Genomic DNA, 26,004 nt, shown 5'->3' on the forward strand with positions numbered 1-26,004 from the left:
CGGCCGGCCCCGCATCCCGCGGCGGACTCAGCAGGCGCCCGACTCGTCCTCCGGCACCCACCCCTGCCTGCGCAGCACCCCCGCCACGTCCGGCGCCTGGTAGTGGTCCCCCTTGAGGACCTTGCCGTCCGCGCGGCGGGTGACCGAGCCGTCCGGGCCCAGCTTGGTCATGTTGGAGCGGTGGATCTCGGCGATCACCTCGTCCAGGTCGATGCCGTGGACGAGCGCCGTGCCGTACGCCGTGTACACGAGGTCGGCCAGCTCGTGGGCGAGCCGGTCGAGCGGGCCCTTGACCGAGACCTCGGCCACCTCCGCGGCCTCCTCGGCGAGCAGGTCCCCGCGGAAGGCGGCGAGCTCCGGCGAGACCTTGGTGGGCACGTCCCGGATGTCCAGCCCGAAGGCACGGTGGAATTCACGGACCAGGTGGACGGGCGATGAGCTCATGCGGCCGACTGTAGCGGCCCTCACCGACACTTCCCCTACCGGTCCCTTCCCGCCCCTCTGTGAGCCCCACCCTGGTCAGAGGGTGTGCGGGCTGGCAGGATCGCGCCCATGCCCATCGCGCTGTCCCGTATCGGCCGGCGCCGTGCCCTGCAGGGTGCGGCCGCCGCCGTCGTCGCGCTCGGACTGCTGCTGTGGTGGGTCGCGCCCTGGCGCGAGGAGCCGCCCGGCGGGACGGTCACGCTGAGCACCGGCACCCGTGCGGGGGTGTACCAGAAGTACGGCGAGCTGCTGCGCTCGTCCCTCGACAAGCACATGCCCGACCTCGAGGTGCGGCTGCTGACGAGTGACGGCTCCCAGGAGAACGTGCGGCGGGTGGCGACCGGGCAGGCCGACTTCGCGATCGCGGCGGCCGACGCGGTGCAGACGTACCGGCTGAGCGGGCGGGCGGGCGCCGACCGGCTGCGCGGGGTGGCCCGGCTCTACGACGACTACGTGCAGCTCGTCGTCCCGTCCGGCTCGGACATCCGCGCGGTAGCCGATCTGCGGGGCAAGCGGGTCGCCATAGGGCCGCCCAAGTCGGGCGTCCGGCTGATCGCGAACCGCGTCCTCAAGGCGGCCGGCATCGACCCGGAGAAGGACATCCAGCCGTCCTCGGACGGCATCGACGTCGGCCCCCAGCGGCTCGGACACGGCCTGGACGCCTTCTTCTGGTCGGGCGGGGTGCCGACGGACGGGCTGAAGAAGTTCGCCGAGAACTCCTCGCTGCGGTTCGTGCCGATCCCCGCGAGCCTGGTGGCCGAGCTGCACGAGCAGGGCGGCGGCACCCGCCACTACCGGGCGACCAACATGCCGGAGTCCGCCTACCCGGGCAGCCAGCACGGCGTGGCGGTGCCGACCCTGGCCGTGTCCAACCTGCTGATCACGCGCGCGGACGCGGACCCCCGGCTCACCGAGTGGCTGACCCGCATCGTGCTCAGGAGCCGGGACAACATCGGGGCGCATGTCCACTCGGCCCAGCTCGTCGACGTCCGCACCGCGATCTACACCGATCCGCTCCAGCTGCACGAGGGCGCGCGCAGCTACTACCGGTCGGTGAAGCCGTAGGGCTTGGTGGGGCCGTAGTACTTGTGGGGCCGTACTACTTGTGGGCCGTACTACTTGCGGGGCCGTAGTACTACCGTCACCGCGCGGAGCCGTTCCTCGGCACCATCACCGTGACCTTCAGCCCGTGCGGCTCATGGTGGTCGTACGTGATGGAGCCGCCGCCCGCCGCCAGAAGCGCCCGGGTGATGGACAGGCCGAGGCCCGAGCCCTTGATGTTCTGGTGCCGTCCGCTGCGCCAGAAGCGGTCGCCGATGCGGGTGAGCTCCTCGTCGGTCAGCCCGGGCCCGTTGTCGGTGACGACCACACTCACCGTGTCGCCGTTGGAGCCGACGGTCACCTCGACGCTCTCGCCCTCGGGCGTGAACTTCACCGCGTTGTCGATGACCGCGTCCAGTGCGCTGGACAGCGCCACGGGGTCCGCCCAGCCAGTGGTGGGCGGGCAGTCGCCGGTCAGCCGGACGCCCTTCGCCTCCGCCGTCGGCGCCCAGGCGGCCACCCGCTCCGCGGCGAGCGCCCCGATGTCGGTCACCTGCAGCTGCGGTTCGCTGTGCTCGGCGAGGGCCAGGTCGAGCAGGTCGTCCAGGACCTGGGCGAGCCGCTTGCCCTCCGCCTGCACCGAGGCGATCTCCTCGTTGCCCTCGGGCAGCTCCAGGGCGAGCAACTCGATGCGCAGCAGCAGCGCCGAGAGCGGATTGCGCAGCTGGTGGGAGGCGTCGGCGACGAAGGCCCGCTGCTGCTCCAGCACGTTCTCGACGTTGTCGGCCATCTCGTTGAACGACCTGGCCAGCCGTCTCAGCTCCGGCGGGCCGCCCGCCGCCGCGACCCTGGACTTCAGCCGCCCGGTGGCGATGTCGTGCGTGGTGGCGTCCAGGATCCGCACCGGTCGGAGCACCCAGCCGGTCAGCCGCAGGGCCGCGCCGACGGCCAGCAGCATCGCGGCGGCCTCGCCCGCGGCGATCACCAGCCAGCCCTTCAGGATCCGCGAGCGCATCTGCCCGGTCGGCGAGTCGGTGACGACGACCGCGACCACGTCGCCGTCCCGGATGACGGGTGAGGCCACCACCAGGCTGCGCCGCTCCCAGGGCCACACCTGCTGGGGGTCGTGGCTGCGCCGGCTGAGCAGCGCCTCCTGGAAGGCGGCCCGCACCTCGCCCGTGCGGGGCAGGTACCAGTCCTCCGGGGCGTGCGCCATCGGGGAGTCGTTGCGGTAGAAGACGCCCGCGCGGATGCCGTACACGTCGTGGTAGCTGCTCAGCTCGCTGCGGAGCGTCTCCCGGCGCTCGTCGACGTCGCCGCCGGCCGGGTCGGAGGGCTCGGTGACGAACTGGGCGAGGGCGGCGAAGCGCGCGGTGTCGTCGATCCGGTCGACGACGACCCGCTGCTGCTGCGCGCCGGCCAGGCTGACGGCCAGCGGGACCCCCAGGGCGAGCAGGACCGCCGCCATCAGGACGATGAGCAGCGGCAGCAGACGAGTGCGCACCCGGCCCCGCTATGCCACGGGCGCGACGAGCCGGTACCCGACTCCGCGAACCGTCTCGATGAGGGCGGGCATGCGCAGCTTGCTCCGCAGGGAGGCGACGTGCACCTCCAGGGTGCGCCCGGTGCCCTCCCAGCTGGTGCGCCAGACCTCGCTGATGATCTGCTCGCGGCGGAAGACCACGCCGGGCCGCTGCGCGAGCAGGGCGAGCAGGTCGAACTCCTTGCGGGTGAGCTGGACGACCGAACCGTTGACGCTGACCTGCCGGGTCGGCAGCTCTATGCGGACCGCGCCGAGGTTCAGCTCGGTGTCCGGGGTGCCGCCGGATGCGGGCTCGTCCTGGGCGCTGCGCCGGCTGACGGCGTGGATCCGGGCGAGCAGTTCGCCGGTGTCGTAGGGCTTCACCACGTAGTCGTCGGCGCCGAGGTTGAGCCCGTGGATGCGGGAGCGCACGTCGGAGCGGGCGGTGACCATGATCACCGGGGTGCTGGTGCGCTTGCGGATCTTGCTGCACACCTCGTAGCCGTCCTGGTCGGGCAGGCCCAGGTCGAGCAGCACCACACCGAAACCGTTGCCCTCGGGGACGAGCGCCTGGAGCGCCTCCTCGCCGCTGCGCGCATGGGTGACGTCGAACCCGTGCCGCGCCAGCACGGCCGACAGGGCGGCGGCGACGTGGTTGTCGTCCTCGACGAGCAGCAGTCTCACCAGGGCTCCCTTCGGTCCATCGGCCGTACCATCTGACTGTGGACACATCCGGTGTGCCCGCGCGTGTGCATCTTGCAGTGACGCCGATGGACGAGGACGGCGTCAAGAGGGTTCCGGTTGCGCTTCGGTACCGTTACCCGGCCGATATGAGCCCTGCTCACAAGTGCTACGACGAGTGTCTGATTGCTATCGGATCGTGATGCTCAGATTCCCCTCAGATGTAATGACGCAGGTCTGAAGGATTACTACTGTCCTCCGAAACCGAGGAGGACGGAGCCTGAGAGCGATGACCGAAGTATCGGTGGCCAAGGAAGATGTGGCCGCGACCGGCGACCTGGTCGTCCTGAAGAGCGTCAACAAGCACTTCGGCGCGTTGCACGTACTCCAGGACATCGACCTGACGATCGCCCGTGGCGAAGTCGTCGTGGTCATCGGACCCTCCGGGTCCGGGAAGTCCACCCTGTGCCGCACCATCAACCGCCTGGAGACGATCGACTCCGGGACGATCACGATCGACGGCAAGCCCCTGCCCGAGGAGGGCAAGGCGCTCGCCCGGCTACGGGCCGATGTGGGGATGGTCTTCCAGTCCTTCAACCTCTTCGCGCACAAGACCGTGCTCGAGAACGTGACGCTGGGCCAGGTCAAGGTTCGCAAGAAGGACAAGAAGGAAGCCGAGGAGCGGGCCCGCGCCCTGCTCGACCGGGTCGGCGTGACCGCGCAGGCCGAGAAGTACCCGGCTCAGCTCTCCGGCGGTCAGCAGCAGCGTGTCGCCATCGCGCGGGCGCTGGCGATGGAACCCAAGGTCATGCTGTTCGACGAGCCCACGTCGGCTCTCGACCCGGAAATGATCAACGAGGTTCTGGAGGTCATGCAGCAGCTCGCCCGCGACGGCATGACCATGATCGTCGTGACCCACGAAATGGGGTTCGCCCGTTCGGCTGCAAATCGCGTGGTGTTCATGGCGGACGGCCGCATCGTCGAACAGGCTGCGCCGGACCAGTTCTTCAGCAATCCGCGCAGCGACCGAGCCAAGGACTTCCTGTCGAAGATCCTTCACCACTGACGCGTAATACGCGCTCCCCGACTTGCGTCACCGGACACACTGACCGGGCCGCATCACTTCACCAGTCAAAGGATGTGCACCATGAAGCTCCGCAAGGTCACCGCCGCCTCGGCCGCTGTCATCGCCCTCGCCCTCACCGCCACCGCGTGTGGCGGTGACGACGGCGGCGACTCCAACAGCTCCGGTTCTGGTGGCGGCAAGACGATCAAGATCGGCATCAAGTACGACCAGCCGGGTCTGGGCCAGAAGACGCCGCAGGGATACGTCGGCTTCGACGTCGACGTGGCCACCTACGTCGCGAAGAAGCTGGGCTACGAGCCGGACCAGATCGTGTGGAAGGAAGCGAAGAGCGCCGACCGCGAGACCATGCTGCAGCGCGGCGACGTCGACTTCATCGCCGCCACCTACTCCATCACGCCGGAACGCCAGGAGAAGGTCGACTTCGCCGGCCCGTATCTGCTGGCTCACCAGGACGTCCTCATCCGCGCCGACGACAGCTCCATCAAGTCGCCGAAGGACCTCAACAACAAGAAGCTGTGCTCGGTGGCCGGCTCGACTTCGGCACAGAACGTCAAGGACAAGCTGGCGCCCGAGGCCGACCTGCAGACATACCCGACGTACTCGGCGTGCCTGAGCGGTCTGCAGAACAAGGCGATCGACGCGCTGACCACCGACGACTCGATCCTCGCCGGCTACGCCGCCCAGGAGCAGTTCAAGGGCAAGTTCAAGCTCGCCGGCTTCAAGATGACCAACGAGAACTACGGCATCGGCGTCAAGAAGGGCAGCGAGCTGAAGGACAAGATCAACAAGGCGCTTGAGGAGATGGTCGCCGACAAGTCCTGGCAGAAGGCCGTGGAGAAGAACTTCGGCCCGGCCAACTACCAGTACGAGCCTGCGCCGAAGATCGGCGAGATCAAGAGCTGACGCCACGGCTGAGGCAACGCCCGACGGGTGCGCCGTCCTCCGGGACGGCGCACCCGGGTATCCCTATACGCGGAAGCGCGGGAGATCGTGTTCGACTTTCTGAGTGATTACGACGTCCTGGGAGCCTTCTGGACGACGGTGCAGCTCACGCTGCTCTCGGCCATCGGCTCCCTGATCTGGGGCACCGCGCTGGCCGCCATGCGGGTCGGCCCGGTGCCGCTGATGCGCGGCTTCGGGACCGCCTACGTGAACATCGTGCGGAACATCCCGCTGACCGTGATCATCCTGTTCAGCTCGCTGGGCCTGTACCAGACGCTGGGCATCGACCTGGGCGCGGACAGAACGGAGTCGATCAACTTCCGGCTCGCCGTGCTCGGCCTTGTCATCTACACCTCGGCCTTCGTGTGCGAAGCGCTCAGGTCCGGCATCAACACCGTGCCGGTGGGTCAGGCGGAGGCTGCCCGTGCCATCGGGCTGAGCTTCTCACAGGTGCTGTGGTTGGTCGTGCTTCCCCAGGCATTCCGCTCCGTGGTCGGTCCGCTGGCCAACGTCCTGATTGCACTGACCAAGAACACCACGGTGGCTGCTGCGATCGGCGTGGCCGAAGCGGCATTGCTGATGAAGGAGATGATTGAGAACGAAGCGCAATTGCTTCTGATCTCCGCGATCTTCGCCTTCGGGTTCGTGTGTCTGACGCTGCCGACCGGCCTGATCCTCGGCTGGGTGGGCAAGAAGGTGGCGGTGAAGCGATGAGTTCCGTTCTCTACGACGCGCAGGGCCCGCGCGCCAAGCGGCGCAATGTCCTGTTCACCGTCGTGTTCCTGGTGGCCCTGGCTGCCTTGCTGTGGTGGGTGTTCAGCACCCTCAAAGAGAAGGGCCAGCTCGAGTGGGTGCTCTGGAAGCCCTTCTTCACGAGCGGTGAGCCATGGTCGACGTACATCTGGCCCGGGCTGCAGAACACGCTGAAGGCCGCGGTGCTCGCCGTGCTGATCGCCCTGCCGCTCGGTGCGATCTTCGGCATCGCCCGGCTCTCGGACCACGTGTGGATCAGAGTGCCGGCAGCGATCGTGGTCGAGTTCTTCCGAGCCATCCCCGTCCTGATCCTGATGATCTTCGGGCTCGCCCTGTTCGCCGAGTACACCAGCGTGTCCTCGGACGACCGGCCTCTGTACGCGGTGGTCACGGGCCTGGTGCTGTACAACGCCGCCGTTCTGGCCGAGATCGTCCGCGCGGGCATTCTGTCCCTGCCGAAGGGCCAGTCCGAGGCCGGCAAGGCGATCGGCCTGCGCAAGGGCCAGCTGATGCGGCTCATCCTGCTGCCGCAGGCGGTGACCGCGATGCTGCCGGCGATCGTCAGCCAGCTTGTTGTGATCGTGAAGGACACGGCACTCGGCGGTGCCATCCTCACCTTCCCCGAGCTGCTCTCCTCGGCGAACACGATGAGCGGCTACTACGGCGCCAACGTCATCGCCAGCTTCACGGTCGTGGCCGTCATCTTCATCGCCCTCAACTTCGCACTGACGAGCTTCGCGAGCTGGTTGGAGCGCAAGCTGCGCAGCAGCAAGCGGAGCACGGGCGCGGTAGTCGGGACAGAGATGGTCGAAGACCTCGAAACCGCGGGACACGCCCCGCCTGTGGAGCCCGGGGACACCCCCAAGGCATAGGTACCACCTCCTCTCACATCTCCAGGAGGGGGCGGCGGCACACAAGTGCCACCGCCCCCTCCTCGCATGAGCGTCGTGTTCCGTGGCTGCCTTGAGGAATGGAGTCCGGCACACCTGCCCGCCGCGCCTGCTCCCGTGCCGTACCCGTCTCTACGCAGGACGTTTGTGAGCCGGCGAATACAGCAGACCGGCCCTGCTGCACCCATGAGGGGAGGGTTGCAGGCAGGGCCGGTGACTGTGGCAAAGCCTCGCAGATCGTGTCCTGTGTCTGATACTCAAGCCTGATCGAGGGTCAATGCCCGTACGCTCGCCCGTATCGCGATGCGGACAACCGCGCGTCACTTGATCGGCTTGATGGAAACGCTCTGGGTGTCTCCGCTGACCGGCAGGTAGACAGACAGGGTCACGTTGGCCTTCAACTTGCCGATGATACTGATCACCGCAGTCTTGTTGCATCCCTTGACGGTGGTCTCGTCATCGGTGTAGCCACCACCAGGATGGGCAGCTGCGACGCGCACGCGCCACCTCTGGCAACCCTTGTAGGTCACGCGGATGTAATGGTTGCGCGTGTTCTTCATCATGAGACTGCGATACTGCTTGTCCGTGTAATGCCACTTGTTCGGCAAGCCGAGACTAACCGTCCCCTTGCGGGTACCGAGATAGATGGCATCCACGTCGTCGGCGGCCGCGGGAGCGCTCGCCAGAGCTCCTGTCACAACCGCGAGAGAAGCCCCTAAAGCGGCCATTCGTGCTCGCGGCGAGCGATGCAGAACAGACATTTTCCCTTCCTTGGTTCCTGCCCCTACTGCAAGATGCTGCACCAGACTGGACGCATCCGCATTTCCCGCTCACGCCGGGTAGTCGCCCCACTTCCACGACCACGCATCGTGAAAGTCGGTGTCGGCGTAATAGATGATCCTGGCTTGAGCATAAAACGACTTGCACTTGCTCTTTGAAGGCAGCGTCTTCGTCTCCGTCTCGACCGGCGCTCGACCGGAGGTCATCTTGTCGTACACCTTCTTCGCCGGCTTGTTGCAGTAGATCCAGCCATGAAGCCCCATCACCTTGGCCTTGCATCCGGGCTTGGTCCGGAACCAGGCCTTGAGGTACGACCCGTATTGATCGGAGTCGTACCAGATCTTGAGCTGAGGCTTGCCGCAACCGCCCGCAGCTGCAGCGGGAGGAGCAGTCAGCACGGTTGCCGACGTCGCCAGGACGGCACTGGCGACAGCGACGGAAGCGCGCCCCGCATGCCGGCGAAACGACCGCCGTTTCATGACGGATGATGATTGCATCGGATCAACCTTCCCGTGATGTCTGCGCCATCATTTGAACAGCGAAACGATCAGTTGCATCGCTGAAAACGAGGACGTGTCCAATACGACCGCGACTCACACGCCCCTCGGTATCCCCTTTCTGGGGGGTTGATGAGCCCGATGGAACATATCAACCCCTTCACCCAAATCAGAGAATCCGGGCAATGGTGGCGTTGATGAGTTTTTCACCACCCAAAGACGGATATCGCCCGCCGACGGCATCGGATGGCGTGCCGGCACCTCATGAAAACCTCAAATTGGAGACCAATAGCCAATACCAAGCTTGACTGCCTGACAGTCGCAGAGAAATGATGGAACGAATCGACCGCCCTGACCAGGCGGCCAACGTCATGATTCCGCGTCACAAGGACTCACGGGGGCGTGAAGTGCGAATTGGAATCATTGATTGCGGGGGCCCGTTCAGAGCCGCGTTACGCGACGCTCTGGAAGCTCAGCCGTTTTCGACCACCCTGATCGAGGGCAATGTTCAGCGGACAACACCATCACAGGTGATGCCCGACATAATTGTCAGCAGTCACGCCGCGTGGCAGCACTCCGCGCCGACGCTGTGCGCGCCGAACGATGGGCAGCCCGGAATTCCGGTCCTGGTCATAGCTGACCAGGTTCTCACGAGTGACGTCCGTGAGATCCTGAGTCTGGGCGCTGCCGGGATTCTTCTCGCAGAGACCGCAGCACAGCACATTTCCTGGGCATTGCCGGCGATCTCAGACGGGCACCGTGTCGTCTCGCCCGAAATTTCGGATGCAATGATCAGCGAATACCTGGCATCCACCATCGCTGCGGCTCAAGAAGGTTCTGCCCGGGACAGAGTTCACAGCCTCAGCCACAGAGAACAACAGGTGCTCAGTCTGGTCAGTCGGGGGATGTCCAACCGGGCCATCGCGTCAAGCCTCTTCATCAGCCCGGAAACCGTCAAAGATCATGTTCGGGCGATATGCACCAAGCTGAAGGTCGCAAACCGCGTCCAGGCGGCCCATGTGGCATGGCTCGCGCGAACACACGAATGGCGGGCTGCCTGCACAGCAGACGGCTGAGCGGGCAGCGCTCGCGTGATCGCCACGGTCACCGGTCGCTTGACGCGGGCACCGGCAATAGGTTGCATACTTTCTGTGATCGTGCACCCTGCTCCACCTACCTGTTCCCTCACGGCCCCTCAGACGTCGCTTCGAGCAGGGGGCGCCGTGCAATGGACCCGGTGATCGTCGTCGGAGCGGGGCCCGTGGGGCTCACGCTCTCCCTGGCACTGGCACGGCAGGACGTGCCGTGTGTGGTGCTGGACGAGGGTCCGGGCAAGGACGAACCGCGTCCGGCGCGCACCGTCGTGCTGCGCGAGGACACCGCCGCGCTGATGGAACGGTTGACCGGCGTGCGGCTCACGCAGCTCGGCTGCCGTTGGGCCGGATGGCGGTCGATGCGGCGCAGACAGGTGATCAGTGAGGTCGCCTTCGGTGACGGCGGGGCCGTGCCTCCGCTGCACATCGCCCAGCACGTTCTCACCGGCGCGCTGCGCTTGGCCCTCGCCGGCGAACGGCACGTCGAGGTCGCCGCGGAGAGCCGCCTCGACTCCCTGGAGCAGGAGCCCTCGGGTGTCACCGCTCACACCCGCGGCCCCAAGGGGACCTGGTGGAGGGGGAGTTACCTGGTCGGCTGCGACGGCCCCCGGTCGACCGTGCGCAAGCTCCAGGACATCCGATTCCCGGGGCGTACGGCGGTGGAACGTCACGCCGTGGCCGTGCTGCGCACGGAACTCCCGTGGGAGAACGAGGCATTGCTGCACCGGTTGCCGCCCTGGCGCTCATCCGGCCCCTCGGCCGGCGAGATCACCGCACGGCCCCTGCCGGACGGTCTGTGGCGGCTGGACTGGCTGCTGCCTCCGGGCAAGGACCTGGTCACACCGGAGATGCTGCTCGCCCGCATCCGGGAGACGCTGGCCGGCTGGACGAACGGGACGACTCCGCCGTACGAGCTCCTGGACACCGGTGTCCACACGGTGCACCACCGGCTCGCCCGGCGCTGGCGGGCGGACCGGGTGTTCCTCGCCGGGGACGCGGCGCATCTGCTCGGCGCGCTGGGCACACACGGGCTGGACGAGGGGCTGCGGGACGCCGACAACCTCGCCTGGAAGCTGGCGCTGGCCTGGCATCACGGGCCGCGCGATGCACTGCTCGACAGCTATCAGGCCGAGCGGCGGGCGGCCGTCGCCGCCCGGCTGCGTGCCGCCGACCAGGCGCTGCCCATAGTGCGGGGCGGCGGAGGGCTGCGCTCCTACGTTCCCGGCTCGGCGCGCAACCACGAGATTCTGCTGATGGACGGTCACCTCGGGCGGGGCGCACTGGGTGCGCCGGGGGCGTACGGTGACTCACCGCTCGCGCCGGGGCGGCTCGAGAGCGAGGTCGCGGTCGACACCCCGCCGGGTGCGCAGGTGGCGGACGTCCGGGTCACGGCGGAGGACGGCACCTTCGTGCAGCTGCGCGAGCGGCTCGGCCGCGGTGCGCTGCTGGTGGTGCTGGTCGCGCCGGGTACGGCGGTGTGGGAGCGCCGGCACTGGATGTCCGCCGGGATCATGCCCCGGCTGGCGGCGGCCGTGGCGGCGCTGCCGCACCGGGCGGAGCTGCTGGTCGCGGAGAGTTACCCGGGGGCGCCGGCCCACAGTGTGCTGCTGGTGCGCCCGGACGGGCATCTGGTCACCGCGCTGAGCGGTGTCCGCCCGGCGGATCTGTACGCGGCGACGGAGGCGGCGCTCGGCGGACCTGCGGATGAGGGGACGGAGGCTCGTGCGGGAGCGGAGGCGGAAGCGGGGGCGGAAGCGGAAGCGGGGGCCGTGTCGGGCTGACCGGCGGTCCTGGAGGTTCCTCGTGCTGAGCGCAGAAGGGCCGTGACCGGTCACCGTGTGGTCCACATGGTGACCGTGAGTTGAACGGGTCGGCGGCTTCGTGGTGTACTCCGGCCCGTGACCGACACCTGTGTGCGCCTGTGGCGGAGGGTTCATATGGACCTCCTCCGCTATGCGGGCTGCGTGTGTCGCTCGTCCGTCTGATCTCGCGCTTCTTTCACGCCCTTTCGCGCGCTGCCCCGCCGCCTCGCACGCACACCGGTGCGTTGCCGTCGCTTGGGCGCGCGCTTTCGCGAACGCCTCAGGACGGTGCACGTGTCTGTCTCCTCTTCCCCCGCCCCCACCCCCTCCCCCGCCGTCTCCACCTCCGCCCCCGCTGCCGGTTCTGCGGCTTCTGCCGCTCTTCGGTCGGGCGCCGCGCCGACGCAGGCCGAACTGTACGACTTCGTGCGGCGGGTGGCCGCCGACGCCGACCTCATCGCCTCGCTCCCCCTCGACCCCGAGGGCCGCACCTGGGTGCGCCTCGACGGGCCCGGTGGCAGCGAGGCCTGGCTGATCGGCTGGCCGCCCGGCACCGGCACCGGCTGGCACGACCACGCCGAGTCCGTCGGCGCCTTCATCACCGCCTCCGGCGGGCTCAAGGAGAACTCGCTCGCCGTGCGGCTGCCCACCGACGGCTGGAGGACGCTGGAGCTCACCGACGGCGTGGACCGCTCACGCCGGCTGCCGGCCGGCCAGGGCCGCGCCTTCGGCCGGCATCACGTGCACGAGGTGCGCAACGAGTCGCAGGACCGGCACGCGATCTCCGTGCACGCCTACTACCCCCCGTTGCCGCAGATCCGCCGCTACAGCCGCAGCGGACCGGTACTCCGGCTGGAGCAGGTCGAACGCCCGGAGGACTGGCAGTGAGCGTCAGCAGCACAAGCGTGGCGACCCCGCTGGGCGAGGCCGCCACGCCGGGTGAGGCGATCCCGCTGGGCGCGCCCACCGCGCCGGACGGGGCGACCACGGGTGCCGTGGGCATCGACGCGCTGCTGGAGCGGGTGCGGTCGGACTACGAGCGCATCGAACCCCGCGACGCCCATGCCGCCGCCCAGGCCGGCCAGACGCTGCTGGTCGACATCCGCTACGCCGCCCTGCGCGAGCGGGACGGGCTCATCCCCGGTGCCCTGGTGGTCGAGCGCAATGAGCTGGAGTGGCGTCTCGACCCGCAGGGCAGCCACCGTCTCCCCGAGGCCACCGGTCACGACCTGCGGATCGTGGTGATCTGCGACGAGGGGTACGCCTCCAGCCTGGCCGCGGAGTCCCTGCACCGGCTGGGGCTGCACCGGGCCACCGATCTGATCGGCGGTTTCCAGGCCTGGCGTGCGGCCGGGTTGCCGGTGACGCCTCCGTAGGGCGCGGAGCGCAGAGCACGAAGCCGGAGACCGGGGTCGTTCTAGAACCCCTCGCCCGCCAGGAACTCCGTGTCCTCGCCCTCCTCCTCCAGTGCCTGGCGCACCACGCGGAGGGCGAGCCCCTCGGAGTAGCCCTTGCGGGCGAGCATCCCGGCGAGGCGGCGTATGCGCTTGTCGCGGTCGAGGCCGCGCGTGGCCCGGAGCTTGCGGGCGACGAGCTCACGCGCGGTCGCCTCCTCCTGCTCGGAGTCGAGCTGGGAGACGGCGGCGTCGATCAGTGCGGCGTCCACGCCCTTGGTCCGCAGCTCCTGGGCGAGGGCGCGGCGGGCCAGGCCCCGGCCGTGGTGCCGGGACTCGACCCAGGCGTCCGCGAAGGCACTGTCATCGATCAGTCCGGCCTCTTCGAAGCGGGACAGCACCTCCTCGGCGGCGGCGTCGGGGATGTCCCGCTTGCGCAGGGCGTCGGCGAGCTGTTTGCGGGTGCGCGGGGTCCCGGTGAGCAGGCGCAGGCAGATCGCCCTTGCCCGCTCGACCGGGTCCCCCGGGGACTCCTCCCCCTCGGCCCTCGACGAGGTCGAGGCGCCCCCGTCCTGGGCGGTCGCGTCGCCGAAGGTGCGGCGCCCGCGTCCGCGTCCACCACGCGGCCCGCCGTCACGCGAGCCGCCTCCCCGTGTCCCGCCCGTGCGGCGCGAGCCCCGGGTGCCTCGGCGCGGGACGTCGCCCGGCGTCTCCGCCGGGATGCCGTCCGCTGCCGCGGTCTCGTCGCCGTACCCGTAGGTCGCCTCCGCGTCCGCGGCTGAGCCGTCGCCGGCTCCGATGCCCCTCCCCCGCCGGGCACCGGATGCGGCGAACTCGTACTCGGCCCAGTCCGTTCGTCGGGTCACGGGTCAGCTCTTGGCTGCCGCGGCCTTGGACTTGCCGGCCTTGGCCGCCGGGGCCGGAACCGCGGGCGCCTCGGCGGGAGCGGCGTCCTTGCCCGGCTCGGTGGCGCTCTCCTCGGGCCGTACGCCGACGCCCAGCTTCTCCTTGATCTTCCGCTCGATCTCGTTGGCGAGGTCGGGGTTGTCCTTGAGGAAGTTGCGGGCGTTCTCCTTGCCCTGGCCGAGCTGGTCGCCCTCGTACGTGTACCAGGCGCCGGCCTTGCGGACGAAGCCGTGCTCCACGCCCATGTCGATCAGGCCGCCCTCGCGGCTGATGCCCTGGCCGTAGAGGATGTCGAACTCGGCCTGCTTGAAGGGGGGCGCGACCTTGTTCTTGACGACCTTGCAGCGGGTGCGGTTGCCGACCGCCTCCGTGCCGTCCTTGAGGGTCTCGATGCGGCGGATGTCGATGCGCACCGAGGCGTAGAACTTCAGCGCGCGGCCACCGGTGGTGGTCTCCGGCGAGCCGAACATCACGCCGATCTTCTCGCGGAGCTGGTTGATGAAGATCGCGGTGGTCTTGGACTGGTTGAGCGCGCTGGTGATCTTCCGCAGGGCCTGGCTCATCAGGCGGGCCTGCAGACCCACGTGGCTGTCGCCCATCTCGCCCTCGATCTCCGCGCGGGGCACCAGGGCGGCGACGGAGTCGATGACGATGAGGTCGAGGGCGCCGGAGCGGACCAGCATGTCCACGATCTCCAGGGCCTGCTCACCGTTGTCCGGCTGGGACAGGATGAGGTTGTCGATGTCGACGCCGAGCTTCTTCGCGTACTCGGGGTCGAGGGCGTGCTCCGCGTCCACGAAGGCGACCTGGCCGCCGGCCTTCTGGGCGTTGGCCACCGCGTGCAGGGTCAGGGTCGTCTTACCGGAGGACTCGGGGCCGTAGATCTCCACCACACGGCCGCGCGGCAGGCCGCCGACTCCGAGGGCGACGTCGAGCGCGGTCGACCCGGTCGGGATGACCTCGATGGGCTCCTTAGACCGCTCGCCCATGCGCATGACGGCGCCCTTGCCGAATTGCCGTTCAATCTGTGCGAGCGCGGCGTCGAGCGCCTTCTCGCGGTCGGTTCCTGCCATGGGTTCCACCCGATTTGCTTGAGTCGATCGCTTCACGTCAAAGACGCTAGCGCCTGCCACTGACAATGCGTCCCGACGTCTGTCCGGCCTGTGGATAACTCCGGGACCTTCTCACCCGAACTGGATCAGAACACCCGTCGTTGAGCCTCATCGGCGCCTCCATAAGAATAGATGTTCGATTTTCGTGTCAAGCGCACCACGCGGCACGGGCGGGACAGGCCGTCGCGTACCCTTCCTGCCTCCGACCGCACGGCCGACGACTGTTTCGCGCCTCCACAGCTGGCCGCGGTCTATGACGCGCTCGACCCCGACCGCAGCGATCTCGGTCCCTACCTTCGGATGGTGGAGGCGTTCGCGGCACGCCGGGTGCTGGACACCGGCTGCGGGACGGGGGTGTTCGCCCGTCTCCTGACCGGCCGGGGAGGGAGTTCGTCTTCCTGGCACGACGTCCATGACCTGCAGGAGGTCAGGGCAAGGGGTGAGGACGGAGCGGGCGGAGGACGCGGCCGGAAGACGGTCGGAGGACGCAGCCGGAAGAGAGTGGTCAGAGGAGCCCCGCCTGCCGCTCGGCGAAGTTCGCCTCGGCCTCGGCGTTGAGGCGGTCGCGCTCGGCGACCGGGGTGGCGTTGATCGCGCGCAAGGCGTCGTGGCAGACCTTGCCCATCACGTCGTCCGTCACCCCGTGCTTCCTCATCGCTTCCACGAAGGCGTCCCAGGTGATCGGGTCGAGCTCGCAGATCTCCTCGTCCCACGTCTCCTCGTCGTGCCGAGGCAGCGCCTCGCTCATCTGCTGCTCCTTCTCGCGTCCTTCGCATGCGGGTCGCGACGCTGCGCTCGGGCCGGGCCGGTTTCGACGACGCACTCGAAGAGGGCCGGCGCACGGGCGAGGTTCACCGGCGGAGGATCACAGGGTCCGCTCACGAACCTTCGGCGTCGCCGCCCGGCGGGCGGGTCGCGCTCGGGCCGCGGGACCACAAGCGGCGGGCGCGGGTGAGCAGACCGGTGCCGTCGCCGCGGTGGCCGTGGACGCGGGGGTCGTCGGTGACGTCGTAGCGCTTCACATAGGCGCCGAGGAACGCCTGGAGCGTGGCGACCGCCGGAATGGCGATCAGCGCACCGACCGCGCCGAGCAGCGCGGTGCCCGCGACGACCGAGCCGAAGGCGACCGCCGGGTGGATGTCGACGGTCTTCGAGGTCAGCTTGGGCTGCAGCACATAGTTCTCGAACTGCTGGTAGATCACCACGAAGATCAGCACCCACAGCGCGTACCAGGGGTTGACCGTGAACGCGATCAGCATGGGCAGGGCACCCGCCAGATAGGTGCCGATGGTGGGGATGAACTGCGAGACCAGCCCCACCCACACGGCCAGCACGGGCGCGTAGGGCACGTCCAGGACCTCCAGCAGCACATAGTGCGCCAGGCCGGATATCAGGGCCATCAGACCGCGCGAGTACAGGTAGCCGCCGGTCTTGTTCACCGCGATCTCCCAGGCGCGCAGCGCCTCGGCCTGCCGGGCAGGCGGCAGGAGGGAGCAGATGGTGCGCCGCAGCCGCGGGCCGTCGGCGGCGAAGTAGAACGAGAACAGGGCGACCGTCAGCAGCTGGAACAGTCCGCCGAGGACCTGCGCGGAGACGTCCAGGACGCCGGAGGCGCTGTTCTGGACGTAGTTGCGCAGCCAGTCGGAGCGCAGCAGGCCCTCCTGGATGTCCACGCGGCGCAGTTCGGTGTGGAAGTGGGTGTTGATCCAGTTGATGACCGAGTCGAGATAGTCCGGGAAGTCCTCGACGATCTTGATGATCTGCCCGGCCAGCATGGACCCGAGCAGCGTGACGAAGCCGGCCCCCACGATGAGTACGCCCAGGAACACCACGAAGGTGCCGAGCCCCCGGCGTACGCCCCGCGCGGCCATCCAGCTCACGGCCGGCTCCACGGCGAGCGCCAGGAAGAACGCGATCAGGACGTTGATCAGCAGGCCGGTGAGCTGGTGGAAGGCCCAGCTGCCCAGCTGGAACAGGCCGTACAGCGCGAGCGCCAGCACCAGGGCACGGGGCAGCCAGCGCGGCATGCGGGCCCCCGCTGCGCCGCCGGGAGCCGCCGCGGGTCCGGCGGGCGGGGGTGCGCCAGGGGTGGAAGGGGGAGGGGCTGCCTGCCCGGTCTCGTCAGTCGGTGCCACGGAGTCAAGTCTCACCCACGGCTGTGACAGCCGTCTGCCCGCGGGCGATCTCTGTGACCATCGGCGTGAGAGAAGGTGCGTCCACCTCAGCGCTTCTCTGCGTCACGGAGGGTCCGTCACCTCAGCGCCCCGCTCGGATCAACGCTTCTCCGGAGGGACCTCCATCACCGCGCAGACCACCTGCCAGACGTCCTTGGCGTCCCAGCCCGCTGCCAGCGCCTGGTGGACCGTGCGCCCGCCGAGCTCCGACATGACATGGTCACGCGCGAAGGTGTCGGCATAGCCCGGCCCGAAGTGCTCCGCCATCCGCTGCCAGAAGACCGTCAACCGCATGCCTCCAGTATCCCGCCTGCGGGGGTGGCCCCCGCCGGGACCGCGTACCGATACCGCTTTCCGCCCTACGGTCGGCCCCATGGCCGATACCGGAGCTTCCCCCCATGACCCGACCTCCCGGACGCACACCCCGCTCGCGCGGGCGGAGCAGTTCGTCTGGCTCACCGCACGGGTGCTCGAGCAGCGGCTGTTCGCCCACCACTTCCTGGGCGGCGGCGCCGAGCCGGTGGAGACGGCGCTGGACGCCTACCGCAACGAGGACGGCGGCTACGGCCACGGGCTGGAACCCGACCTCCGGGGCCCCGTCAGCCAGCCCCTGCACACGGCCCGCGCCCTGCGCGTCCTGGACGCCGTGGGCCGCTGCACCGACCGGCGTGCGGAGCAGGTGTGCCGCTATCTCACCTCGGTCTCCACCGCGGACGGAGCCCTTCCGGCGATCCATCCGAGCCAGCGCGGCTACCCCGCGGCTCCCTTCGTCCCGATCGTGGACGACCCGCCCAGCGAACTGCTCGCCACCGGCCGCGTGGTGGGCCTGCTGCACCGCAACGAGGTGTGGCACGCCTGGCTGTTCCGGGCCACGGACTTCTGCTGGCAGGCGGTGGAATCGCTGGAGCGGTCCCATCCGTACGAGATCGAGGCGGCCGTCGCCTTCCTGGACGCCGTCCCGGACCGTGCCCGCGCGGAGGCGGCCGCGGACCGGCTGGGGCGCCTGGTGCGCGGGCAGCGCCTCGCAGCCCTCGACCCGGACGACCTCGACGCCTACCCGGTCGCCCCCGGCTACGCGCCGGGCGAGCACCACTTCCCGCACGACTACGCACCGACCCCGGACTCGCTCGCCCGCGCCTGGTTCACGGACGAGGAGATGGCCCGCTCCCTGGACTACCTCGCGGCCGAGCAGCGTGAGGACGGCGGCTGGCCGATCCGGTGGCGCCGCTGGGCGGCGGCCCCAGCGCTGGAGGCCCGCCCCATGGTGACGATCGAGGCGCTCCGCACCCTGCGGGCGTACGGCCGTCCCGTGGACTGAGCCCATCCGGGACCGGCGCGCGCCGGCGGCACCCTCAGCCGCTGAGCGCCCGCACGCCCGCCGTCACCGCCACGGCGACCCCGACGACGACCAGGAACGGCGCCCGCAGGACGAGGGCCACGGCGGCGGCCCCGACACCCGCGGCACGCGCGTCCAGGACCAGCGACTGGCCGTCGGCGAAGGTCTGCTGCGCGGTGAGGGCGGCGAGCAGGGCGACCGGCAGCAGCGCGGCGAGCCGCCTGACGAGGGGCCGCTCGAGGACACCGGCCGGCACCAGGAGACCGGCGAGCTTGACGGCGTAGCAGCCGACGGCGGTCACACCGATGGCGATCCAGATGTTCAACGGTCCTCTTCCTCAGATGCCTCAGATACCTCAGATGCCTCAGATGTCTCAGATATGTCGGATGCCTCAGACGCCTTGGACGCCCCGTCCCGGCGCCCCCGCGCCCACAGCACCACCGGCGCCGCCAGCGCGGACACCAGTACCGGCACGCCGGCGGGCAGGACGGGCAGCAGACCGAGCCCGAGCAGGACGGCGAGCCCCGCGACGGCCCGCTCGGTGGTGGTCCTCAGCATCGGGGCCAGCAGCGCCAGGAAGACGGCCGGGCCGGCCGCGTCCAGACCCCACGCCTCGGTGTCCCCGATGGCCTCCGCGCCGAGCGCCCCGAGCAGCGTGGTGAGGTTCCACAGCACGTACAGGCTGAGCCCGGTCACCAGGAAGCCGATGCGCGCGCTGCGCCGGGTGGGCTGGGCCAGCGAGACCGCGGTCGTCTCGTCGATGACCCACTGGGCGGCCAGCGGCCGCAGCGTACGCGGCAGGGCCAGCAGCTGGGACAGGCGCAGCCCGTAGAAGGCGTTGCGCACCCCGAGGAAGAACGCCCCCGCGGCGGCCGTGAACGGGCCGCCGCCCGCCGCCAGAGCGCCCACCAGGGCGAACTGGGAGGCGCCGGTGAACACCAGCAGGCTCAGCGCACAGGTCTGCAGCAGCGTGAGCCCGCTGCCGGCCGAGGTCACGCCGAAGGCGAATCCGGAGAGTCCGACGGCGATCCCCACCCCGAGGGCGTCCCGTACGACGGCACGGTCGGGCTTGTCGGGGGTGTGAGTGGTTGCTGCGAGGGTTGCGGTGCGTTGTACTGCCACACTCCGGACGGTACGAGAAGCCCGCGCCGGGCGTCTTGTACGTTCTTGCGCTCGCGCTGGTAGGCGCCCGGGGGCACGCCGACGATCCGGCTGAAGTGCCGGTTCAGGTGCGGCTGGTCGGTGAAGCCGACGGCGACGGCGGCCTCGGACGGCGTGGTCCCCGCGTCCAGCAGCTTCCTGGCCCGCCGTACCCGGGCGTCGGTGAGCCAGGTGTGCGGCGGCATGCCGTAGGTGTCGCGGAAGGCGCGCAGCAGGGCGAAGGCGCTGGTGCCCAGCTCGGCGGCGAGCTGCTCCAGCGTGGGCGGCGCGGCCATCCGTTCCTCCAGGATCGCCCGTGCGCGTGCGGCGGTCCTGGCGCCCGCCGTGCGGACCTCGCGGCGCGGCAGCGTGCCGCCGTTGAGCCGCAGCAGCCGGGTCACGGCGACCCGCAGCAGGGTGTCGGCGGCGAGCGCGTTGCCCTCGTCGGTGGCCCGCAGCACCTGGTGCACCAGGCGGACGGTGTACGGGTCGTCGAGTACCGGTGAGACGAAGCCGGGCGTGCCGCGCAGGGTGGTGGTCTCGGCGGCGATGGCGGCCACCACTTCGGGCGACGGGTAGACCGCCCCGTAGCGCCAGCCCTCGGGGACGCCGGCCCGCCCGGTGTGCGGGGTGTCCGGGTTGACCAGGGCGAGCGCGCCGGCTCCCGCGTACTGGTCGCCCCCGCCGTGGTGGAAGACCTCGACGCCGTCCGCGATGGCGGCGATCACGAAGTGCTCGTGGGTGTGCCGCACGAACTCCTTGCGGATGTACCGGGCGCGCAGCAGGTCGACGCCGGGCAGCTCGGCGAACTGCCAGTGCCGGGCCCGCTCCCTGCCCCGCTCCGCTCCTCGGTTCGTTCCCGCCATACGCCCATTGTCCGCGACGCCCCGGACCACGGATCCCGCCTCCCCGGCCGCGGACCCCGCCTCCCCAGCCGCAGCCCCCGGCCTCCCGACCGCAGACCCCGCCTCCCCGGCCACGGATGCCCCCTCCCCAGCCGCGGACCCCGCCTTGCCGACCGCCCGCCGGCTGCCCGGCCGCGCGTTCCCGCCTCGCTCCGGCTTGCGCTTCCGTGCGCGCCTCGCTCGGGCCTGCACCTTCCGCCGTCCTCGGCCGCGAACCGGGGTGGACCGGGTCCTGCCGAGCCCTCGCCCGGCCCCGGCCGTCCGGCACCGTGCGCGCAGCGCACCGGGCGCGTCCGGCCCCGGCCGCCCGGCTGCCATCGGTGCCGCCCCGGCCGCCCGGGCCGCCCGGCTGCCATCGGTGCCGCCCCGGCGTTCCGGCCGCCATCGGTGCCGCCCCGGCCGCCCGGCCGCTCGAGGCCGTTGTCAGTGGCGGGGTGCACGATGGACACATGGTCAGCGATCCGCGTCGAGCCCTGGACGGCTTCTCCCCCGCGACCCGTGGCTGGTTCACGGGGGCGTTCTCCGCGCCCACGGCCGCCCAGGCCGGGGCGTGGCAGGCCATCCGTGAGGGCTCGGACGTGCTGGTGGTGGCGCCCACCGGTTCCGGGAAGACCCTGGCCGCCTTCCTCGCGGCGCTGGACCAGCTGGCCTCCACGCCTCCGCCCGCCGATCCGAAGAAGCGCTGCCGCGTCCTGTACGTCTCCCCGCTGAAAGCGCTAGCGGTCGACGTGGAGCGCAATCTGCGCAGCCCGCTGACCGGCATCCGCCAGGAGGCGGTGCGCCTGGGCCTGCCCGAGCCCGAGGTGAAGGTGGGCATCCGCTCCGGGGACACCCCGCCGGCCGAGCGCCGCGCGCTGTCCACACGGCCGCCGGACATCCTGATCACCACCCCGGAGTCCCTGTTCCTGATGCTGACATCGGCCACCCGGGACGCGCTGACCGGCGTGGAGACGGTGATCCTGGACGAGGTGCACGCGGTCGCCGGCACCAAGCGCGGCGCGCATCTGGCCCTGTCCCTGGAGCGGCTGGACGAGCTGCTGCCCATGCCCGCCCGCCGTATCGGCCTGTCGGCGACGGTCCGCCCGGTCGACGAGATGGCGCGTTTCCTCTCTCCGCGCGGCAAGGTGGAGATCGTCCAGCCGGAGTCGGGCAAGGAGTTCGACCTCTCCGTCGTGGTCCCGGTGGAGGATCTGGGCGAGCTGGGCGGTTCCCCGGTCGCGGACGGCTCGGAGGGGGCCGAGCGTCCGTCGATCTGGCCGCATGTCGAGGAGCGGATCACCGATCTCGTCCAGTCGCATCGCTCGACGATCGTGTTCGCCAACTCCCGCCGGCTCGCCGAACGCCTGTGCAACCGGCTGAACGAGATCGCTTACGAGCGTGCCACCGGCGAGTCCCTGGACGAGCACCACTCCCCCGCGGAGCTGATGGGCGGCTCCGGGGCCGCCCATGGCGCGCCGCCGGTGATCGCCCGGGCCCATCACGGCTCGGTGTCCAAGGAGCAGCGGGCCCTGGTCGAGGAGGACCTCAAGGCGGGCCGGCTGCCCGCGGTGGTCGCCACCTCCAGCCTGGAGCTGGGCATCGACATGGGCGCCGTGGACCTGGTGGTGCAGGTGGAGTCGCCGCCGTCCGTCGCCTCCGGACTGCAGCGGGTGGGCCGCGCGGGCCATCAGGTGGGCGCGGTCTCCACGGGCGTGGTGTTCCCGAAGTACCGCGGCGATCTGGTGCAGGCGGCGGTGGTCACCGAGCGGATGCGCTCGGGTGCCATCGAGTCCCTGAGAATCCCCGCCAACCCGCTCGACGTGCTGGCCCAGCAGCTGGTCGCCATGACGGCGATGGACACCTGGCAGTACGACGACCTGCTGGCCGTGGTGCGCCGGGCCGCGCCCTTCGCCTCGCTGCCCGAGTCCGCCTTCACCGGCGTGCTCGACATGCTGGCCGGCCGCTATCCCTCCGACGCCTTCGCCGAGCTGCGTCCGCGCGTGGTGTGGGACCGGGTCACCGGCGAGATCACCGGCCGCCCCGGCGCCCAGCGGCTCGCCGTGACCTCGGGCGGCACGATCCCCGACCGGGGCCTGTTCGGGGTGTTCCTCGCGGGCGCCGACCCGAAGAAGGGCGGCGGCCGGGTCGGCGAGCTCGACGAGGAGATGGTCTACGAGTCCCGGGTGGGCGATGTGTTCACGCTGGGCACCAGCTCCTGGCGCATCGAGGACATCACCCGTGACCGGGTGCTGGTGTCCCCGGCGCCCGGAGTGCCGGGCCGGCTGCCGTTCTGGAAGGGCGACCAGCTGGGCCGGCCGCTGGAGCTGGGCCGCGCGGTGGGCGCGTTCCTGCGCGAGGTCGGCTCGCTGTCCAAGGAGGACGCCCGGCTGCGGATGCTCGCGGCCGGGCTGGACGCCTGGGCCGCGGACAACGTCCTGGCCTACCTCGACGAGCAGCGCGAGGCCTGCGGCCATGTGCCGGACGACCGCACCATCGTCGTGGAGCGCTTCCGCGACGAGCTGGGCGACTGGCGGGTGGTGGTGCACTCCCCGTTCGGCGCCCAGGTGCACGCCCCGTGGGCGCTGGCGCTCGGCGCCCGCCTGTCCGAGCGGTACGGCATGGACGCCCAGGTGATGCACGCCGACGACGGCATCGTGCTGCGCCTGCCGGACGCCGACCTGATGAGCCTGGACCTGCTCGACCAGGAGCCGATGAAGGCGGGCGCGGAGTACGACGCCGACCAGGCGCCGGTGGGGGCGGCGGACGTCGTCTTCGACAAGGGCGAGATCGACCAGATCGTCACCGACCAGGTGGGCGGCTCGGCGCTGTTCGCCTCCCGGTTCCGCGAGTGCGCCGCCCGTGCGCTGCTGCTGCCGCGCCGCAACCCCGGCCGGCGCACACCGCTATGGCAGCAGCGTCAGCGTGCCTCCCAGCTGCTCCAGGTCGCGGGCGAGTTCGGCTCCTTCCCGATCGTGCTGGAGGCGGTCCGCGAATGCCTCCAGGACGTGTTCGACGTCCCGGGCCTGGTCGAGCTGATGGGGGACCTGGAGTCCCGCAAGGTGCGCCTGGTCGAGGTCACCACCCCCGAGCCGTCGCCCTTCGCCCGCTCCCTGCTCTTCGGCTACGTCGCCCAGTTCCTCTACGAGGGCGACTCCCCGATCGCCGAGCGCCGGGCCGCCGCGCTGTCCCTGGACTCCCGGCTGCTCGCCGAGCTGCTCGGCCAGGCGGAGCTGCGCGAGCTGCTGGACGCCGAGGTGCTGGTCGAGCTGGAGCGCGAGCTGCAGTGGCTGACCGAGGACCGGCGGGTGAAGGACGTGGAGGGCGTCGCCGACCTGCTGCGGATGCTCGGCCCGCTCACCGATGCCGAGCTGGCCGAGCGCGGCGCGGAACCGGGGTGGGCCGAGGAGCTGGCCTCCGCGCGGCGCGCCATCCGGGTCCGCATCGCCGGCGCCGACCACTGGGCGGCCGTCGAGGACGCCGGGCGGCTGCGGGACGCGCTGGGCACCGCGCTGCCGGTCGGCGTGCCGGAGGCGTTCACCGAACCGGTGAAGGACCCCCTCGGTGACCTCCTCGCCCGCTACGCCCGCACCCACGGCCCGTTCACCTCGGCGACCGCGGCGGCCCGCTTCGGTCTGGGCGTGGCCGTCACCGAGGGCGCTCTGCAGCGGCTCTCGGCGGCGGGCAGGATCGTCCAGGGCGAGTTCCACCCGGCCGGGATCGGCCAGGAGTGGTGCGACGCCACCGTGCTGCGCCGGCTGCGCCGCCGTTCCCTGGCCGCGCTGCGGCACGAGCTGGAACCGGTGCCGTCGGCCGCGCTCGCCCAGTTCCTCCCCCAGTGGCAGCACATCGGCAAGGGGCATGCGCTGCGCGGCATCGACGGTCTGGTGCGCGCGGTGGAGCAGCTGCAGGGCGCCTCGGTGCCCGCCTCCGCCCTGGAGAAGCTGGTCCTGCCGTCCCGGGTGGCGGACTACGCCCCCGCGATGCTGGACGAGCTCACCGCCTCAGGAGAGGTGGTGTGGGCGGGCGCCGGTTCGCTGCCCGGGAAGGACGGCTGGGTCTCCCTGTACCTCGCGGACGCGGCCCCGCTGCTCCTGCCGCCGCCCCATCCCCTGGAGCTGACCCCGCTGCACCAGTCCGTGCTGGACGCCCTGAGCGGCGGCTACGGCCTGTTCTTCCGGCAGATCGCCGACCAGGTCCGCGCCACTCACCCGGAGGTCACCGATCCGCAGCTGGCCGACGCCCTGTGGGACCTGGCCTGGTCGGGGCGGCTGACCAATGACACGCTCAGCCCGATGCGCGCGTACCTGGGCTCCGGCCGCACGGCGGGCTCCACGGCCCACCGCGCCAAGCGCTCGGTCCCGCGCGGGCGCTACGGCTCGCTCACCGCGGCCGCCCGCAGCGCCTCCCGCAACGGACCGCCGACCGTCGCCGGCCGCTGGTCCCTGCTTCCCGAGCGGGAGCCGGACACCACGGTCCGCGCCCACACCCTGGCCCGCACGCTGCTCGACCGGCACGGCGTGGTGACCCGCGGCGCCGTCGCGGCGGAAGGCGTCGAGGGCGGCTTCTCGGCGATGTACCGGGTGCTGTCCGCCTTCGAGGAGACCGGGCAGGCCCGGCGCGGCTATGTGGTGGAGGGTCTGGGCGCCGCCCAGTTCGCGATGGACGGGGCGGTCGACCGCCTGCGCGCGGTGTCCAATGCGCGCGAACGCGGCGACACCCTCCCGGCCCCCAACGCCATGGGGCCGCACGGACAGCCGCGGACCGAAGCCGACCCGTTCGCCGCGCACGGCTTCGCCGCACCGGCCGACGGCTCCCCCGGCTCCGCCCCCGGCCACGACGGCCCACCGGGCGACTTCGGGTTCGCCGACGACGGCTTCCCCGGTGACGGTTCCTCGGACTCCTCCCGCACCACGCCGAGCGAGTGGATCTCGCCCCGTGATCTCACGCCGGGGAGCCCGCCCCCGTGGCAGCAGGGCGGACGCGCCTCCTACGACCCCTTCGCGGGCCGCCGCACCGGCCCGGACCGGTCCTCCCGGGCGGTCGTGCTGGCCGCCGCCGACCCGGCGAACGCCTACGGTGCCGCACTGGGCTGGCCCGAGCCGCCCAACGGCGCGAGCCACAAGCCGGGGCGCAAGGCGGGCTCCCTGGTGGTGCTGGTCGACGGCGAGCTGACGCTCTACATGGAACGCGGCGGCAAGACCCTGCTGGCCTGGCCCGCCGACCCGGACGCCGAGCCCGCCGACGACAGCCGGCTGCCGGCCGCCGCTGAGGCCCTCGCCACGGCCGCCCGTGCGGGCTCCCTCGGCACGGTCACGGTGGAGCGCGTCAACGGCACCCCCGCCCTGACCTCTCCCTTCGGCGTGCTGCTGGAGTCCGCGGGATTCATCGCCACGCCCCGAGGGCTGCGTCTGCGTGCCTGACCGCCCCCGCCCCGCCCCGGCCCGTCCCGCCCTCCGCCCGCGCCCGGCCGCTTCGCGGCCGACGTG

At 70.9% G+C, this 26,004-nt stretch carries 24 protein-coding genes and 2 pseudogenes; 13 read left to right on the forward strand and 13 right to left on the reverse strand.

Going from position 1 to position 26,004, the window contains the following annotated elements:
- Positions 1-27 precede the first annotated feature (27 nt).
- Complete coding sequence (locus ABD198_RS04260) at positions 28-444, reverse strand: pyrophosphohydrolase domain-containing protein (RefSeq protein ID WP_343997970.1); 417 nt, start codon at positions 442-444, stop codon at positions 28-30.
- Between the two features lie 108 nt (positions 445-552).
- On the opposite strand from ABD198_RS04260, the gene ABD198_RS04265 reads away from it, so the two are divergent.
- Positions 553-1,548, forward strand: a complete 996-nt coding sequence (locus tag ABD198_RS04265) for a TAXI family TRAP transporter solute-binding subunit (protein WP_343997971.1) — start codon at positions 553-555, stop codon at positions 1,546-1,548.
- Positions 1,549-1,624: 76 nt separating this feature from the next.
- Here ABD198_RS04265 and ABD198_RS04270 read toward each other — a convergent pair whose 3' ends face one another.
- Positions 1,625-3,028, reverse strand: coding sequence for a HAMP domain-containing sensor histidine kinase (locus ABD198_RS04270; RefSeq protein ID WP_343997972.1), 1,404 nt, complete (start codon positions 3,026-3,028; stop codon positions 1,625-1,627).
- Between the two features lie 9 nt (positions 3,029-3,037).
- Positions 3,038-3,730 carry a response regulator transcription factor gene (locus ABD198_RS04275; RefSeq protein ID WP_343997973.1) on the reverse strand — a complete coding sequence of 231 codons (693 nt, stop codon included), beginning with the start codon at positions 3,728-3,730 and terminating at the stop codon, positions 3,038-3,040.
- Between the two features lie 286 nt (positions 3,731-4,016).
- On the opposite strand from ABD198_RS04275, the gene ABD198_RS04280 reads away from it, so the two are divergent.
- The 4 genes from ABD198_RS04280 to ABD198_RS04295 all read left to right on the forward strand — a co-directional run bounded on the left by ABD198_RS04280 (position 4,017) and on the right by ABD198_RS04295 (position 7,381).
- Positions 4,017-4,793, forward strand: coding sequence for an amino acid ABC transporter ATP-binding protein (locus ABD198_RS04280; protein WP_343997974.1), 777 nt, complete (start codon positions 4,017-4,019; stop codon positions 4,791-4,793).
- Positions 4,794-4,874: 81 nt separating this feature from the next.
- Complete coding sequence (locus ABD198_RS04285) at positions 4,875-5,717, forward strand: glutamate ABC transporter substrate-binding protein (protein WP_343997975.1); 843 nt, start codon at positions 4,875-4,877, stop codon at positions 5,715-5,717.
- 87 nt (positions 5,718-5,804) lie between these two features.
- Complete coding sequence (locus tag ABD198_RS04290; protein WP_343997976.1) at positions 5,805-6,470, forward strand: amino acid ABC transporter permease; 666 nt, start codon at positions 5,805-5,807, stop codon at positions 6,468-6,470.
- Complete coding sequence (locus ABD198_RS04295) at positions 6,467-7,381, forward strand: amino acid ABC transporter permease (RefSeq protein ID WP_343997978.1); 915 nt, start codon at positions 6,467-6,469, stop codon at positions 7,379-7,381. The genes ABD198_RS04290 and ABD198_RS04295 overlap by 4 nt, the downstream gene beginning before the upstream one ends.
- Positions 7,382-7,719: 338 nt before the next feature.
- Here ABD198_RS04295 and ABD198_RS04300 read toward each other — a convergent pair whose 3' ends face one another.
- Together ABD198_RS04300 and ABD198_RS04305 are read right to left on the reverse strand one after the other, a co-directional pair.
- Positions 7,720-8,160: a hypothetical protein gene (locus ABD198_RS04300; protein WP_343997979.1), complete on the reverse strand. Its 441-nt coding sequence runs from the start codon at positions 8,158-8,160 to the stop codon at positions 7,720-7,722.
- Between the two features lie 69 nt (positions 8,161-8,229).
- Positions 8,230-8,658, reverse strand: a complete 429-nt coding sequence (locus ABD198_RS04305; RefSeq protein ID WP_343997980.1) for a hypothetical protein — start codon at positions 8,656-8,658, stop codon at positions 8,230-8,232.
- 347 nt (positions 8,659-9,005) lie between these two features.
- On the opposite strand from ABD198_RS04305, the gene ABD198_RS04310 reads away from it, so the two are divergent.
- The 5 genes from ABD198_RS04310 (at position 9,006) to ABD198_RS04330 (ending at position 12,948) form a co-directional block, all read left to right on the forward strand.
- A complete protein-coding gene (locus tag ABD198_RS04310; RefSeq protein ID WP_343997981.1) occupies positions 9,006-9,752 on the forward strand; it encodes a LuxR C-terminal-related transcriptional regulator in 747 nt (248 codons plus the stop codon).
- Positions 9,753-9,904: 152 nt separating this feature from the next.
- Positions 9,905-11,551: an FAD-dependent monooxygenase gene (locus ABD198_RS04315; RefSeq protein ID WP_343997982.1), complete on the forward strand. Its 1,647-nt coding sequence runs from the start codon at positions 9,905-9,907 to the stop codon at positions 11,549-11,551.
- A 132-nt stretch (positions 11,552-11,683) separates the two neighbouring features.
- On the forward strand, positions 11,684-11,755 hold the full coding sequence (locus ABD198_RS04320) for a putative leader peptide (protein WP_343998007.1): 72 nt from the start codon (positions 11,684-11,686) through the stop codon (positions 11,753-11,755).
- Positions 11,756-11,860: 105 nt separating this feature from the next.
- Positions 11,861-12,460 carry a cupin domain-containing protein gene (locus ABD198_RS04325; RefSeq protein WP_425580410.1) on the forward strand — a complete coding sequence of 200 codons (600 nt, stop codon included), beginning with the start codon at positions 11,861-11,863 and terminating at the stop codon, positions 12,458-12,460.
- Positions 12,461-12,519: 59 nt separating this feature from the next.
- The gene (locus ABD198_RS04330; RefSeq protein WP_343998008.1) at positions 12,520-12,948 is read left to right on the forward strand and encodes a rhodanese-like domain-containing protein; all 429 of its coding nucleotides are present in this window, start codon (positions 12,520-12,522) and stop codon (positions 12,946-12,948) included.
- A gap of 41 nt (positions 12,949-12,989) precedes the next feature.
- On the opposite strand, the gene recX is transcribed toward ABD198_RS04330, so the two are convergent.
- On the reverse strand, positions 12,990-13,832 hold the full coding sequence (recX, locus tag ABD198_RS04335) for a recombination regulator RecX (protein ID WP_343997985.1): 843 nt from the start codon (positions 13,830-13,832) through the stop codon (positions 12,990-12,992).
- A gap of 3 nt (positions 13,833-13,835) precedes the next feature.
- Positions 13,836-14,945: a recombinase RecA gene (recA, locus tag ABD198_RS04340; protein ID WP_343997987.1), complete on the reverse strand. Its 1,110-nt coding sequence runs from the start codon at positions 14,943-14,945 to the stop codon at positions 13,836-13,838.
- A 171-nt stretch (positions 14,946-15,116) separates the two neighbouring features.
- Here recA and ABD198_RS04345 point away from each other — a divergent pair.
- Positions 15,117-15,368: pseudogene (locus ABD198_RS04345) on the forward strand (hypothetical protein); the annotation flags it as partial.
- A gap of 121 nt (positions 15,369-15,489) precedes the next feature.
- Here the strand turns inward: ABD198_RS04345 and ABD198_RS04350 are convergent.
- From ABD198_RS04350 to ABD198_RS04360, 3 genes are all read right to left on the reverse strand, one after another.
- The gene (locus tag ABD198_RS04350; RefSeq protein ID WP_343997988.1) at positions 15,490-15,732 is read right to left on the reverse strand and encodes a hypothetical protein; all 243 of its coding nucleotides are present in this window, start codon (positions 15,730-15,732) and stop codon (positions 15,490-15,492) included.
- A gap of 130 nt (positions 15,733-15,862) precedes the next feature.
- Positions 15,863-17,119 (reverse strand): AI-2E family transporter, encoded by a 1,257-nt coding sequence (locus ABD198_RS04355; protein WP_343997989.1) that lies wholly within the window; start codon positions 17,117-17,119, stop codon positions 15,863-15,865.
- Between the two features lie 138 nt (positions 17,120-17,257).
- The gene (locus tag ABD198_RS04360; protein ID WP_167997582.1) at positions 17,258-17,452 is read right to left on the reverse strand and encodes a DUF3046 domain-containing protein; all 195 of its coding nucleotides are present in this window, start codon (positions 17,450-17,452) and stop codon (positions 17,258-17,260) included.
- A 79-nt stretch (positions 17,453-17,531) separates the two neighbouring features.
- Between ABD198_RS04360 and ABD198_RS04365 the strand changes: the two genes are divergently transcribed.
- The gene (locus ABD198_RS04365) at positions 17,532-18,476 is read left to right on the forward strand and encodes a hypothetical protein (protein ID WP_343997990.1); all 945 of its coding nucleotides are present in this window, start codon (positions 17,532-17,534) and stop codon (positions 18,474-18,476) included.
- Positions 18,477-18,510: 34 nt separating this feature from the next.
- Here ABD198_RS04365 and ABD198_RS04370 read toward each other — a convergent pair whose 3' ends face one another.
- The 3 genes and pseudogenes from ABD198_RS04370 to ABD198_RS04380 form a co-directional block, all read right to left on the reverse strand.
- Positions 18,511-18,819, reverse strand: a complete 309-nt coding sequence (locus ABD198_RS04370) for an AzlD domain-containing protein (protein WP_343997991.1) — start codon at positions 18,817-18,819, stop codon at positions 18,511-18,513.
- Positions 18,816-19,616 carry an AzlC family ABC transporter permease gene (locus ABD198_RS04375; RefSeq protein WP_343997992.1) on the reverse strand — a complete coding sequence of 267 codons (801 nt, stop codon included), beginning with the start codon at positions 19,614-19,616 and terminating at the stop codon, positions 18,816-18,818. The genes ABD198_RS04370 and ABD198_RS04375 overlap by 4 nt, the downstream gene beginning before the upstream one ends.
- 113 nt (positions 19,617-19,729) lie before the next feature.
- Positions 19,730-20,857, reverse strand: a pseudogene (locus ABD198_RS04380) (AraC family transcriptional regulator); the annotation flags it as partial.
- 131 nt (positions 20,858-20,988) lie between these two features.
- On the opposite strand from ABD198_RS04380, the gene ABD198_RS04385 reads away from it, so the two are divergent.
- A complete protein-coding gene (locus ABD198_RS04385) occupies positions 20,989-25,938 on the forward strand; it encodes an ATP-dependent helicase (RefSeq protein ID WP_343997994.1) in 4,950 nt (1,649 codons plus the stop codon).
- Positions 25,939-26,004 lie beyond the last annotated feature (66 nt).

It is taken from the genome of Streptomyces thermocarboxydovorans (assembly GCF_039524635.1).
Classification (GTDB): domain Bacteria; phylum Actinomycetota; class Actinomycetes; order Streptomycetales; family Streptomycetaceae; genus Streptomyces; species Streptomyces thermocarboxydovorans.